The sequence below is a fragment of the Pseudomonas putida genome (assembly GCF_004357765.1).
Classification (GTDB): Bacteria; Pseudomonadota; Gammaproteobacteria; order Pseudomonadales; family Pseudomonadaceae; genus Aquipseudomonas; species Aquipseudomonas putida_U.
The window spans coordinates 292,723-305,663 of record NZ_SMTE01000001.1; the positions used below are offsets into that span (position 1 = coordinate 292,723).

At 62.7% G+C, this 12,941-nt stretch carries 10 protein-coding genes; 7 read left to right on the forward strand and 3 right to left on the reverse strand.

The window, feature by feature from the left end:
* Nucleotides 1–5 precede the first annotated feature (5 nt).
* On the forward strand, nucleotides 6–1,301 hold the full coding sequence (locus E2H86_RS01390) for an NAD(P)/FAD-dependent oxidoreductase (protein ID WP_133324069.1): 1,296 nt from the start codon (nucleotides 6–8) through the stop codon (nucleotides 1,299–1,301).
* Between the two features lie 106 nt (nucleotides 1,302–1,407).
* On the opposite strand, the gene E2H86_RS01395 is transcribed toward E2H86_RS01390, so the two are convergent.
* Both E2H86_RS01395 and E2H86_RS01400 read right to left on the reverse strand, forming a co-directional pair.
* Complete coding sequence (locus E2H86_RS01395; protein WP_133324070.1) at nucleotides 1,408–3,342, reverse strand: acyltransferase family protein; 1,935 nt, start codon at nucleotides 3,340–3,342, stop codon at nucleotides 1,408–1,410.
* A 185-nt stretch (nucleotides 3,343–3,527) separates the two neighbouring features.
* Nucleotides 3,528–4,904 (reverse strand): L-serine ammonia-lyase, encoded by a 1,377-nt coding sequence (locus E2H86_RS01400; protein ID WP_133324071.1) that lies wholly within the window; start codon nucleotides 4,902–4,904, stop codon nucleotides 3,528–3,530.
* A 145-nt stretch (nucleotides 4,905–5,049) separates the two neighbouring features.
* On the opposite strand from E2H86_RS01400, the gene E2H86_RS01405 reads away from it, so the two are divergent.
* A complete protein-coding gene (locus E2H86_RS01405; RefSeq protein ID WP_133324072.1) occupies nucleotides 5,050–5,982 on the forward strand; it encodes a LysR substrate-binding domain-containing protein in 933 nt (310 codons plus the stop codon).
* Between the two features lie 29 nt (nucleotides 5,983–6,011).
* On the opposite strand, the gene E2H86_RS01410 is transcribed toward E2H86_RS01405, so the two are convergent.
* A complete protein-coding gene (locus E2H86_RS01410) occupies nucleotides 6,012–7,709 on the reverse strand; it encodes a sulfatase-like hydrolase/transferase (RefSeq protein WP_133324402.1) in 1,698 nt (565 codons plus the stop codon).
* A gap of 382 nt (nucleotides 7,710–8,091) precedes the next feature.
* On the opposite strand from E2H86_RS01410, the gene E2H86_RS01415 reads away from it, so the two are divergent.
* The 5 genes from E2H86_RS01415 to E2H86_RS01435 are packed head-to-tail and all read left to right on the forward strand — an operon-like array spanning nucleotide 8,092 to nucleotide 12,936.
* Nucleotides 8,092–9,444: a UDP-glucose dehydrogenase family protein gene (locus E2H86_RS01415; RefSeq protein ID WP_133324073.1), complete on the forward strand. Its 1,353-nt coding sequence runs from the start codon at nucleotides 8,092–8,094 to the stop codon at nucleotides 9,442–9,444.
* Nucleotides 9,441–10,505 carry an NAD-dependent epimerase gene (locus E2H86_RS01420; protein WP_133324074.1) on the forward strand — a complete coding sequence of 355 codons (1,065 nt, stop codon included), beginning with the start codon at nucleotides 9,441–9,443 and terminating at the stop codon, nucleotides 10,503–10,505. Before E2H86_RS01415 ends, E2H86_RS01420 begins: the two co-directional genes overlap by 4 nt.
* A complete protein-coding gene (locus E2H86_RS01425) occupies nucleotides 10,502–11,248 on the forward strand; it encodes a sugar transferase (protein ID WP_133324075.1) in 747 nt (248 codons plus the stop codon). The genes E2H86_RS01420 and E2H86_RS01425 overlap by 4 nt, the downstream gene beginning before the upstream one ends.
* Before the next feature lies 1 nt (nucleotide 11,249).
* On the forward strand, nucleotides 11,250–11,897 hold the full coding sequence (locus tag E2H86_RS01430; protein WP_133324076.1) for a CpsD/CapB family tyrosine-protein kinase: 648 nt from the start codon (nucleotides 11,250–11,252) through the stop codon (nucleotides 11,895–11,897).
* A gap of 19 nt (nucleotides 11,898–11,916) precedes the next feature.
* Nucleotides 11,917–12,936: a polysaccharide biosynthesis/export family protein gene (locus E2H86_RS01435; RefSeq protein WP_133324077.1), complete on the forward strand. Its 1,020-nt coding sequence runs from the start codon at nucleotides 11,917–11,919 to the stop codon at nucleotides 12,934–12,936.
* Nucleotides 12,937–12,941: the final 5 nt, after the last annotated feature.

Here is a 12,941-nt window from a genome sequence, read left to right on the forward strand (position 1 = left end):
CCACCATGCCCCATGCCACCCAACACACTGCGTCCTACTATGCCGCCAGCGCGCGTGACGCTTCCTCCTACCCCCGCTTGGACAGTGAGCTGACGGCCGACGTGTGCGTGGTCGGCGGTGGCCTCACCGGGGTCAATGCTGCACTGGAGCTGGCCGAGCGTGGACTGTCGGTGGTTCTGCTCGAAGGCCGGCGTATCGGCTGGGGTGCCAGCGGACGCAACGGCGGGCAGTTGATCCGCGGCATCGGTCACGACGTCAGCGGCTTCGCCCGGCATGTCGGGCAAGACGGTGTGGCGTACCTGCAGCAGGCCGGTATCGAATCGGTGGCCTTGGTCGCTCGGCGCATCGCCCAGTACGACATCGCCTGCGACCTGCGCTGGGGCTTTTGCGAGCTGGCCAACACGCCCACACAATTCGAGGCGCTGCGCGCCGAGCAGGAGGCGTTGGCGGACATGGGCTATCGCCATGAAACCCAAGTGCTCCCCGCCGACCGTGTGCACGAAGTGGTCGCCAGCGACCTCTATGCCGGAGGCCTGGTGGACATGGGCTCAGGCCATCTGCATCCGCTGGACCTGGTACAGGGTGAAGCACGCATAGCGCAAAGCTTGGGCGTGCGTATTTTCGAGCAGAGTCCGGTGCTGCGCATCGACCACGGGTCCAGCGTGACGCTGCATACGGCGCGCGGCAAGGTGCGTGCGCAGAGCCTGGTACTGGGCTGCAACGCCCATCTCGAGGAACTGGAGCCGCGCCTGAGCGGCAAGGTGCTCCCCGCTGGCAGTTATGTGGTGGCCACCGAACCATTGCCCGAAGCCCTCGCCGATTCGCTGATTCCGCGCAACATGGCCCTGTGCGATCAGAAGGTCGGCCTGGACTACTACCGCCTCACCGCCGACCGCCGCCTGCTGTTCGGCGGCGCCTGCCACTATTCGGGCCGAGACCCGAAGGACATCGCCGCGTACATGCGGCCCAAGGTACTCAAGGTGTTCCCACAGCTGGCCGAGGTGCGCATCGACTACCAGTGGGGTGGAATGATCGGCATCACCGCCAACCGCTTCCCCCAGGTCGGGCGCTTGCGCCAGCATCCCAACGTGTACTACGCCCAAGGCTATTCAGGGCACGGCCTGAATGTCACACACTGGACGGCAAAACTGCTGGCCGAAGCGATCGCCGTTGGCCAGAGTCAGGGCCTGGACGTGTTCAGTGCGGTACCGCATCTGACGTTCCCCGGCGGCAAAGCGTTGCGCTCACCGCTGCTGGCGCTTGGAATGCTGTGGTATCGGATGAGGGAAATGCTGAGCTGACAACCAATAAATAACATTAGAAACGATTTGCAAATTACTGTTTCTAATATGTTTTTACGGATAGCTTAATAATTTACCTTAACTTCCAACGGTGCTTCCAGATCGGTTAAAGAGCCGCCTTCAACCCCTTGTTCTCAATGGTCTTTTCTTCAGGATCCTTGAGCAGCGAATAGCCCCGCGCCAGTAAGGTCTGTCCGATGAAGCGCGAGCCGACCGCATTGAGGTGCGCAGGGTCCAGATACAGCAGCTTGCCGTCGATCATCGGAGAGCACTGGCCTGCTTGGCAGATCACCTGGTCAGGGTCGATGAAACGGATATTCGTGAAGCGCGCTTTGACATGCCCCCAATATTGCGGCCGGCTGCGCTGTGCCACCGTGCAGGCATCGGTCAAGCCGAACATCAACTGGCGGATCGGACAGGTCGCCCCCTTCTCGATCATGGGGTTATCAAGGATGACGATAACCTCACCGCTGGCTGCCACCGCCTTCTCCAGGCTGGCCTCGACCAACCTTCCGGACGCTTCGTCTGGCGGCCAGTTGCCGGCCAAGACTACGTAGGGGTACCGGTTGCGTTCGATCAGTTCGAATACCCGCTGGTTACGCAACGCGCAGTGGTCGGCGTACACCGCCGGCATGCGCTCGCGGTAACCGAGGATCGGAGGACAGGAGTCCAGCGTGTAGTCCATCAGGCTGATGTTATCGCGCTTGGCCAACAGGTCGACCATGCCGGTGAAGTGATTGGCGAACGAGTCACCGACCATGATGCCGTCCAGGTCCGCCTTTTTCGCGCCCAGGCGGCAGTCGGTATTCGGCTCGGTGCGATACAGGGCATTGGGCACATGACAGCCGCGCCGGTTCTGTGCCGGTTTGTCCAGCGTCATGGCCTCCAGAGCCAGGACTTGCGGACTGAACCGCTGGGGAAAGCCATCGAGCCACTGTCCAACGCCCGCCAGCACGGCTAGCCCCAGCACCGGCAGGGCGAATCGCCGCACAACCACCCGCGGAAACGATAGCTGCACACCCGAACGGCGAAACGGCTTTTCCACGTAACGCCAGGACAACCAAGCCAGCAGCAACGCCAGCGCCATCACCAGCAGCGCCAGGCCCACGCTCATCGGCACTTCCAGGTAGTTCAAATAGGCGATCAGCGGCCAATGCCACAGGTACAGCGAATACGACACCAGGCCGATGAACACCATGGGCCGACTGGCCAGCAACGGCGAGCGACCGCCACCACTGCCCGCCTGGATCAGCAGCAAAGTGCCCAGGCACGGCCACAGGGCGTTGAAGCCTGGAAAGGTCGACTGCTCATTCAGCATCCACAGTGGCGCGGCGATCGCCAGGTAGCCCGATACCGTGCACGCGAGGGACTGCCCTGCCCCGACCTTTGGCCGATGTTGCACGTGCCAGATCGCCAACCAGCCACCGAGCATCAACTCGAAGAACCGGGTTGGCAGCAGGTAATAGGCAGCGGTGGCGAAAATACCGGTGGCGTACTCGGAAAAGCCGACCGCCAGCACCACGCCGACGCCCAGCAACCACAGCAGGTAACGCGGCGCGAAGCGGTACACCAGCAGCACCATCAGCGGCCAGAGCAGGTAGAACTGCTCCTCGACACCCAGCGACCAGGTGTGTAACAGCGGCGCTTCACTGGCATCGGCAGCAAAGTAGTTACCGTACTTGAGCCAGATGAACAGGTTCGAAACACCCAGCAGAGCGTACAAGGCATTGTGGTAAAGACGAATCAGGTCGACCGGCGACAGCAGCACGCTGCCCACCAGCACGCAGGCCAGCAGCACCGTGAACAGCGCCGGCACGATGCGATTGATCCGGCGCTGATAGAAACGTTTGAGCGAGAAACTGCCTTCACGCAGCTCCTGGAAGACCTGCGAAGTGATCAGGTAGCCGGAGATGACGAAAAAAATGTCGACCCCGATGAAACCGCCAGGCAGCCAGCCAGGACTCAGGTGATGCAGGAACACCGCGAGCACCGCGATGGCACGCAACCCATCGATATCCGAACGATAACTGTCCTGGCGCATGGGTCGAATCCTTCGTCTGAACGGCGGTCAAGGCAATGTGCCACCTATAGGTGTAGCGTTCATGAGAAAGAAGCGCCAAGTGCGCAAGTCAATAAACCGACGACCGGCAATTCATCGTGAAGATGAAGCACGAGTGGCGCCATTAAATTGGCTGCCCACATAGCGCGGCGCCCTTCGCCGTCCCTTCAGCACTCGACGAACGCGACCGCCAGCCCGCCTCTGGAGGTTTCCTTGTAGTTGGCATGCATGTCCGCGCCGGTATCACGCATCGTGCGAATGACCCTGTCGAGCGAAATGAAGTGTTCGCCATCGCCGCGCAGGGCCATTTGCACCGCATTGATCGCCTTGACCGCTGCGATCGCATTGCGCTCGATGCACGGCACCTGGACCAGACCGCCCACAGGATCGCAGGTCAACCCCAGGTTATGCTCCAGGGCGATTTCCGCGGCGTTTTCCAATTGCGCCGGGGACGCACCCAACACCTCGGCCAGGCCCGCCGCGGCCATCGAGCAGGCCGACCCCACCTCCCCCTGGCAACCGACCTCGGCGCCGGAGATCGACGCATTCTTCTTGCACAGAATGCCCACCGCCGCTGCCGCGAGCAGGAAGGTCACCACATCGTCGTCGCAGGCCTGCGGATTGAACTTCATGTAGTAATGCAGCACTGCCGGGATGATGCCGGCAGCGCCATTGGTCGGCGCGGTGACCATGCGCCCGCCGGCGGCGTTTTCTTCATTGACCGCCAGGGCATACAAATTGACCCACTCCATGGCGCTCAGGGTCGAGCCGATCACGTTGGGCTTGCCCAGTTCCTGCAAGCTGCGGTGCAGCCGCGCGGCACGTCGCTTGACCTGCAAGCCACCTGGCAACACGCCTTCGTTGCGCAAGCCATTGACCACGCATTCCTTCATCGCCGCCCAGATGCGCAGCAGGCCCTCGCGCACCTCGGTCTCAGGTCGCCAGGCGCACTCATTGGCCAGCATCAGCTGGCTCACGCTCAGGCCGTGGGTCTTGCACAGCGCCAGCAGTTCGGCGCCACTGGCGAATTCATAGGGCAGATGCACTGCAGCAGCGTCGTTCAGCGGGCTATCGATCTCGGCTTGTTCGACGATGAAGCCACCACCAATCGAGTAGTAGGTCTGGCTGAACAGGCAGACCTCGCCGCGATAGGCGTGCAGGCTCATGGCGTTGGGGTGGTACGGCAGGTCTTCGCCGAGCAGGCGCATGTCCCGGTCATAATCGAACACCACCGGCTGGCGACCATCGAGGATAAGGCAGCGCTCCTGCAACACCTGGGCGATGCGTGAATCGATGCTGGCAGGGTCGATGCGGTCCGGCCATTGCCCCATCAGCCCCAGCAGGCAGGCGCGGTCGGTCGCGTGGCCGACTCCGGTAGCCGACAACGAGCCATACAGACAGACTTCGACGCGGCCAACCTGGGTCAACAGATCCTGCTCACGCAATGCCTGGGCAAAGGTCGCGGCAGCCCGCATCGGACCCACCGTGTGAGAACTGGAAGGACCGATGCCAATCTTGAAAAGATCAAAAACACTGATAGCCATACTAATGCCTGATCGAGGCGACCACTTTCGGCCGCGACGATTCCGTAGAAAATCTGGGCAGGATTGCCGAATGGCGCCATACTGACGCGCACTTTCAGCAATGACCAACGAAACTTCCTAAGCGAGCTATTAGCAGAGCTAAACGATGCGACGCCAACTCAATGGCCAGATGTTCGTCTGGCTGCACGTGTTTTCCTGTGCTGCCCGGCACTTGTCCTTCACCCGCTGCGCCGAGGAGCTGCATATCACTCCCGGTGCCGTCAGCCAGCAAATGCGCCAACTCGAAGAACGCCTCGGCTACCCATTGTTCCTGCGCCGGCCACGCGGCGTGGAGCTGAGTGCCGAAGGCCAGCGCCTGGCACAGACCGTGACCCAGGCCTACGGCAGCATCGAGGCGGAGTTGCTGCGCCTGGACGCTGGCGAAATCCGCGGCACCTTGCGCCTGCGTTCGATCCCTTCGTTCCTGGCCAAGTGGCTGACCCCGCGCCTGCCACGCTTCCAGCAGCGCTACCCGGATATCGAATTGCGTCTGGTGGCCGAAGACAGCGCCCAAGCCCTGGATCCTGAAGATTTCGATCTGGCCATCGACCTCAACGACGGCAGCTACCCCGGCATGTTGTCGACGCCCTTGCTGGATGAGCAGATCTTTCCAGTTTGCTCGCCGGCCCTGCTCCGCGGCCGCCCGCCCCTACATGGTCCGGCGGACCTGGTGCATTACCCGTTGCTGCACGACATGACCGCCTGGCGAGGCAGCTCGGAATACGCCGAGTGGGAGTTCTACCTGGAGGGCATCGGGGCCAACGGGCTCGACGTCCGCCGGGGCCACACGTTCAACCGCAACCACCTGACGATCGAAGCGGCCATCGCCGGCATCGGTGTGGCGATCGCCCGGCGCACCCTGCTCAACGACGAGTTGGAGCGCGGGGCGCTGATCGTGCCGTTCGGCGTGCCCATCGCCAACCACAAGCGCTACATGCTGCACTACTCACCCGGCGGATTGACCCAGCCAGGTGCCCGGGCGGTGCATGACTGGCTGGTCGAAGAGGCCAGCAGTTTCCGGGCACTGCATGGCGGCTGAACATCGCCGCCAAGGCGGGCAATGACACGTCAGCGCACCGCCGTCACTCCCTGATCCGGCTCAGGGGTCACCACCTGCCCCAGGTCGATGTGACGGAAGTCTGGCTTGGCCCCCAAACGCGCATTGAAGCGCACGTTGAAGGTGAACGGATCGTCGGTCACCTGATCCAGGGCCTTGCCATAGGCTGCTGCCACCCCGGTGCGGTCGTAGCCCATCAAGCGCAACAAGGTCGGGAAGATGTTGTAGTGGCTGGAGGCATTGCGGTTATGGGCCAGGTGCGCCTGCCAGTCTAGGGTCTTGAGGCCTTGCCCCTGGATCACCAGCAACGGCACCAAACCTTCCTCCGGCACAGGGTCACTGTCGCAATGGGTGTTCAGCCCAGGGTTGCCACGTTCATGCAGGTCCTGCCCATGGTCGGAGGTGTAGATCACCACTGCCTGGCTCAGGTCACCAGCAGCGAACAGACGCCGGAAGAACTCGCCGACGTTCCATTGCAGGCTGTTACGGTAACTGTTGCGATACAAGACCCAATCCTGGGGTCGGCCATCGAACCCATCGCGGGTGCCGATATCGGTGACGTCGGTAAACCGCCCGCGGGGGAGCGCTGGCCGGTACGTCATGAAATCGTCGGGGTACTTGTCATGCACGGGGAAATGCGCGCCGACCTTGTTGATCACGATCAGCTGCGGCTTGCCATCGGCCAGCAACGCCACCAGACTCGCCACCGCGGCCATGTCGCGTTGCACCACCGGGGTGTCGTCGAACTGGATGAATTGGTCGATGTCGCGCTTTTCCGCCTCGGTCATCAGGTTCTGCAGGTACCCACCGGTACGCTGGCTGTCGATATAGACCGTGCCTAGCCCCGCTGCCTTGGCATATTGCCAGATCGATGGCTGGGTCGAGTTGATGCGCAGGTAATCCTCACGGGTACCGCCGTAGCGCAACGTGACATTGGTATCGGCGCTGCAGTTGGCAATGGAGGCGGCATAGCCGAAATTGACGATGTCCACGCCGGGCTGTGGTCGGTTCAAGTGGCTGCTCACCCCGGCCGGGGTGTTGATGTCCAGGTAGTTGCCAGCGATGCTTTCATCGATTACCAGCACGATGTCGCGAGCCAGGGGAGCTGTCGTGCGCGGCAGGCTTACCGGCTGGCGCGGACCGACACTGGCATGCAAGGTTTCGTAACCCATCAGGCTCAAGTAGGCCAGCGGTGTGTACATCACGGGCAGCCCCCGGGCGCCTTCGCCTGCGCGCACGAACAAGATGGTCACCAACAGCGCCAGTGCCAGCACCGGCGCGGCAATCGGCAGCCAGGCTGGCAGCAAGCGGGGCGCAGGGCCTGGGCGCAGGCCAAGGCCCAACAACAACAGCAGCGCCTTGGCCAGCGCCATGGCGATTGCGTAGTGGTATTGCTGCAAGGCTTCCTGTACGAAACCGCCAGCGTAGACCATGGACACGAAAGCGCTGTAGGTCATATAGGAGTCGGTAATGCGGGTGTACGCGTCGATGAACACGGCGCTCAGCGCAAATCCCAGCGCCAACGCCCAGCGCAACGGCGCCGGCCTCGTCCACGCAGCGAGCAGCAACGCCGCCGCGAGAACCGCGAATACACCCAGGTAAAGCAGCAGCGGCAGGCCCACGCCAAGAGCTTCGATGCGCTCGATGTAATACCCCTGGAAACTGGCCAGATACACAACCACCGACAGAATCTTTACCCAGCCGCGCATGTCCCGGACCCTCACGGTCATCGATTTCTCCTCAAACCGTAGCAGTCCAGACACAATCCACAAGTCGAAAATGTCAATTTACCGGCGATATCACAACGCCAGAATTTGGCGCCATCAGTGTCTCATCCTTGGCACTCTCTATTACCTACAAGCCACATTTTACGTGGCCTACAGCCGTTCATCGGTTATTTCTTCGGCCATTTGCCACTAGCTTTCAGCGCTAACCCTCAGATTGACAACGGGTTGCTGGCATTTCGCCCTATCGCTCAGCGCTTGTAAATGAGACGAAACATGCCATTGCTTTGACGCAACTTCGAAAGGCTGAGCTATACCCAAATCACATCTGTTTCATCCCCATTACTCATCCAGCGAGGCGATGCGCATGGACGTGAGCGTTTTTGGCACCGGCTATGTCGGTCTGGTACAAGCGGCGGCGTTGGCGGACGTAGGCCACCGCGTACTCTGCGTGGACGTTGATACTCACAAAATCAACCAGTTACGTCAGGGCGTGCCGCCGATCAGCGAGCCAGGCCTGTCGGAAATGCTCGAAGACAACATCCGCGAAGGGCGTCTGTCATTCAGCACCCAAGCCAGCGATGCCGTCAGCCATGCCGAACTGATCTTCATCGCCGTAGGCACGCCACCGGACGAGGACGGCTCGGCCGACCTTTCCCACGTCCTGGGCGTCACTCGGCAGATCACCGAACTCATGGAGCAAGACCGCACCCTGATCATCAAGTCCACTGTTCCGGTCGGCACCGCTGACCAGGTACTGGCCCTGGCACGGGAGGAGTTGCAACGACTGGGCAAGGCGCAGTTGCAGGTGCGCGTAGTGTCCAATCCGGAGTTTCTCAAGGAAGGCAGCGCCCTCGCCGACTGCATGCGACCCGACCGGATCATCGTCGGCACCCGCGATGCCCTGGCCCATGACCAGCTCGCCGAACTCTACGCGCCGTTCTGCCGTAACCATGAAAAGCTCATGTTCATGGACAACCGCAGCGCCGAGCTGACCAAGTACGCAGCCAATGCCATGCTCGCCACGCGCATCAGCTTCATGAACGAACTGGCCAACCTGAGCGAGCGCCTGGGTGCCGACATCGAAGCGGTGCGCAAAGGCATCGGCTCCGACCCGCGCATCGGCTACCACTTCATCTACCCCGGCTGCGGCTTCGGCGGCTCCTGTTTCCCCAAGGACATCAAGGCTCTGCTGCATACCGCCGCGCACAGCGGCATGCCGCTGCGCCTGTTGCAGAGCGTCAACGACGTCAACGATCAACAGCGTCAGGTGCCTTTCACCAAGCTCAAGCAACGCCTGGGCGGTCAATTGGCCGGCAAGTCGATCGCCCTGTGGGGCCTGGCGTTCAAACCGAACACCGACGACATGCGCGAAGCACCCAGTCGCTACCTGATGGAAGCGCTCTGGGCCGAAGGTGCCACGGTACGTGCCTACGACCCGGAAGCGATGGACGAATGCCGGCGCCTCTACGGCTACCGCGACGACCTGCAGCTGTGCGCCACCCGTGACGATACCCTGCAGGACGCCGACGCCCTGGTGATCTGCACCGAGTGGAAGAACTTCCGGGTGGTCGACTTCACCCTGCTGGCCAGCAAGTTGCGCGAGCGGGTCATCATCGACGGACGCAACCTCTACAATCCCGAGCAGGTGGCGGCCCATGGCCTGCTCTACAGTGGCATCGGCCTACGCCAAGTCACGCCCCAGGTCAGCGCGCCATGAAGGTGCTGGTCACCGGCGCAGCCGGCTTCATCGGTGCCCATACCTGCCTGCGGCTGCTAGGTGATGGCCATCAGGTGCTGGGGCTGGACAATTACAACGACTATTACGACCCCAGCCTCAAACATGACCGGGTGCGCTGGGTCCGCGAGCAGGCCGGCGACCTGGCGGTGCATCACCTGGACCTGGGCGACCGCGACGGCGTGGCCCGGCTATTCGCCCTGGAGCGCCCCGATGTGGTGGTGCACCTGGCCGCCCAGGCTGGCGTGCGTTATTCGTTGCAGAACCCCCAGGCCTATATCGACAGCAACCTTGCGGGCTTTCTCAACATTCTCGAGGGCTGTCGGCGTCATCCGGTACAGCACCTGCTGTACGCCTCGTCCAGCTCTGTATACGGCGCCAACCAGCGCACCCCGTACCGAGTCCAGGACGCCGTAGACCACCCCCTGTCCTTGTACGCCGCGACCAAGAAGGCCAACGAGGCCATGGCCCACAGCTACAGCCACTTGTTCGGCGTGCCGTGCAGCGGCCTGCGCTTCTTCACCGTCTACGGCCCCTGGGGGCGCCCGGACATGTCGCCGATGCAATTCGCCAGGGCGATCAGCCAGGGGCGTGCGATCCAACTGTTCAACTACGGTCGCCATCAGCGCGATTTCACCTACATCGATGACATCGTCGAGAGCCTGGTACGCCTGTTGCCCCACCCACCGAGCGCCAACTCGAACTGGGACGCGATGCAGCCGGACCCGTCCACCAGTCATGCACCCTGGCGCCTGTTCAATATCGGCGGACAGCGACCGGTTGAACTGCTCGACTACCTGGCGCTGTTGGAAAAACACCTGCAGCGCGATGCCGTGATCGAGCTGCTGCCTCTGCAACCGGGCGATGTACTGGCGACCTGCGCCGATGCCACCACCCTGGACCAGGTCACCGGCTTTACCCCACGTATTTCACTGGATGAAGGGCTCAGGCGGTTCGTCGCCTGGTTTCAAGACTACTACTCGCCCAATGGCCCCCAGGCCAACCGCGCAGGCGAGCAGTCGGATCAACGGAGGGCGGTATGACGGGACAACCCAGAAGCGCGCAACTGCAGGCGCTGTACCAGGATAAACGGATGGACCCAGCGCATCGGCAGCGCATCGATGCTGCCATCCACATGCAAGGCCGCGGCTGGTTAACCGGCCGCATCGGTGGCCGGCCTTGGACCCTGTCGCGCACCAACCGGGTGTTGTCGTGCTTCGCGGCGCTTGTCCTGCTACTGCTGCTGTCGCCGGTCTTCCTCGTGCTCGCTGCACTGATCAAGGGTTCCAGCGAAGGCCCGGTGTTCTTCGTGCAGAAACGCACCGGCTACCGCGGCCGCGTGTTCGGCATGTTCAAGTTTCGCACCATGGTCGCCAACGCCGAAGCGCTGAAAGACTCGGTCCGCCACCTGAACAAGCACGGCGCCGACGCCATCGACTTCAAGATCGACAAGGATCCACGCATCACCTCGGTGGGCAGTTGGCTGCGCCGCAGCAGCCTGGACGAGCTGCCCAACCTGATCAATGTGGTCACCGGCGACATGCGCCTGGTCGGCCCCCGCCCCACCTCGTTCAACGCCTACCGCTACAAGGACAACCACCTCGCGCGGTTGTCGATCCATCCCGGCATGACCGGCCTCTGGCAGATCTCCGGGCGCAGCAACATCGACTTCGACCAACGCGTCGAGCTCGACCTGAGCTACATCAACGAACAGAGCCCCGTGCTGGATCTGAAGATCCTGCTCAAGACTCCGTTCAAAGTCTTCACTGGCCACGGAGCAAGTTGAGATGGACGGTTCTACTTCGAGAAGCCTGAGTGTCGCCACCCCGAGCGAGACCAACCTCACCGCCACTGTCCTCGACCTCGACCAGCGCACTTTGCTGCTGACCGCGGCCAATACCGGCAGCGGCACCAGCACCAGCAGCCTGGTCTTCGCCAATCAGTTGGCGATGATGAGCGCGGGCAGCGTGTTGTTGATCGACAGCAGCAACAGCGGCGCCAGCCTCAGTCAGCAATTGGGCCTGGGCAAGCTGCGCGGGTTCACCGACCTGCTGTTCGACCAGGACACCCCGCCACTGGCCCAGGACTGCATCGTGCGCCTGGCTGACCAGCCGTTCGACATCCTGCCCGGCGGCATCTTCCGCAGAGGGCGCGAGCGGCTCGACCCGGAACGCCTGCGCATTCTGCTGCAGCAGCTCGGTGACCACTACCGCTTCGTCGTGATCGACGGCGAGGCGGTGTACGCCAGTGCCGACAGCCTGGTGATCGGTTCGCTGGTCGATGGCGTGATCCTGGTGGTGTGCGCCGAAGAAACCCGCTGGGAAGTGGCCCAGGCCGCCGCCCAACGCCTGACCCAGGCCGGTGCGCGGCTGATCGGCAGCGTGTTCAACAAGCGCAAGTACTACATGCCCAAGTGGCTGTACGACAACCTCTAGGCCGATACAGGAGAAGACCATGAGATACCCATCGATTGCCTTGTGCCTGCTTGCCTTGGGCGGCTGCGCCAGCCAGCAGACCCGCGAGATGCCGGTACAGATCCTCACCGCCCCGGCGGCCGAAAGCCAGGCCACCGAGGTCGCCAAGCGCGAACAGGTACTGCGCCCACAGGACGTGCTGGAAGTGATCTTCCACATCCCCAACAGCTCGTCAGGGGTATACCGTATCCAGTCCGGCGACACCGTCGACCTCAACTTCATGGCCGCCAGCGGCCTCAACGGCAGTCAGTTGGTGCAGCCCGACGGCACCATCACCCTGCCCAGCACCAACTCGGCGGTACGGGTCGAGGGTTTGACCACTGCCGACGCCGAGACGGCGATCCGTGAGGCCTACCGTAACAAACGGGTGTTCCAGAACAACCGCGACCAGGTCACCGTACGGGTACTCAGCCCGATGACCAGCGAGGTGCAACTCAAGAACACCCTCACCCACCCCGGCACCGGCATGAGCCGGGACATCACGGTGGGCAGCGACGGCCGCGCGACCTTCCCGGAGATCGGCTCCGTGCCGCTGCAAGGCATGACGGTCAACCAGTTGCGTGACTACCTCAATGAACGCTACGCCAGCCTGCCGGGGCGCATGACCGTCGACGTGTTGCTCAAGTCCACCGCCGGCAACGAGATCTACGTGCTCGGCGAAGTCGGCCAGCCCGGCGCCTTCCCGATCCGCCGTCCGGTCTCGGTACTCGAGGCGTTGACCCTGGCCCGCGGCCCGACCCTCAAGGCCAAGCTCGGCTCAGTGGTGATCATGCGCCGGGAGGGCAACACCGTGCATGCCGTGAACTATGACGTCGACAAGGCCTTGGCAGGCGGTAGCCAGAACCTCGCTTACCTGCAGCCCGAAGACATGCTGTACGTACCCAAGACCACACTTGCCAGCGCCGCCGAGCTGTCCCGGCAGTTGGCCGATGTCGTGCTGTTCCAGGGCTGGGGCTTCAGCTTCAGCTACCGCGTCGACGACAAAGACAGCGACAACTGACAGGG

Excerpts from the sequence above, each read along its gene's own strand:
- E2H86_RS01390 (WP_133324069.1), top strand. The coding sequence starts at position 6 with ATGCCCCATGCCACCCAACACACTGCGTCCTACTATGCCGCCAGCGCG.
- E2H86_RS01395 (WP_133324070.1), bottom strand. The coding sequence starts at position 3,342 with ATGCGCCAGGACAGTTATCGTTCGGATATCGATGGGTTGCGTGCCATC.
- E2H86_RS01400 (WP_133324071.1), bottom strand. The coding sequence starts at position 4,904 with ATGGCTATCAGTGTTTTTGATCTTTTCAAGATTGGCATCGGTCCTTCC.
- E2H86_RS01405 (WP_133324072.1), top strand. The coding sequence starts at position 5,050 with ATGCGACGCCAACTCAATGGCCAGATGTTCGTCTGGCTGCACGTGTTT.
- E2H86_RS01410 (WP_133324402.1), bottom strand. The coding sequence starts at position 7,709 with ATGCGCGGCTGGGTAAAGATTCTGTCGGTGGTTGTGTATCTGGCCAGT.
- E2H86_RS01415 (WP_133324073.1), top strand. The coding sequence starts at position 8,092 with ATGGACGTGAGCGTTTTTGGCACCGGCTATGTCGGTCTGGTACAAGCG.
- E2H86_RS01420 (WP_133324074.1), top strand. The coding sequence starts at position 9,441 with ATGAAGGTGCTGGTCACCGGCGCAGCCGGCTTCATCGGTGCCCATACC.
- E2H86_RS01425 (WP_133324075.1), top strand. The coding sequence starts at position 10,502 with ATGACGGGACAACCCAGAAGCGCGCAACTGCAGGCGCTGTACCAGGAT.
- E2H86_RS01430 (WP_133324076.1), top strand. The coding sequence starts at position 11,250 with ATGGACGGTTCTACTTCGAGAAGCCTGAGTGTCGCCACCCCGAGCGAG.
- E2H86_RS01435 (WP_133324077.1), top strand. The coding sequence starts at position 11,917 with ATGAGATACCCATCGATTGCCTTGTGCCTGCTTGCCTTGGGCGGCTGC.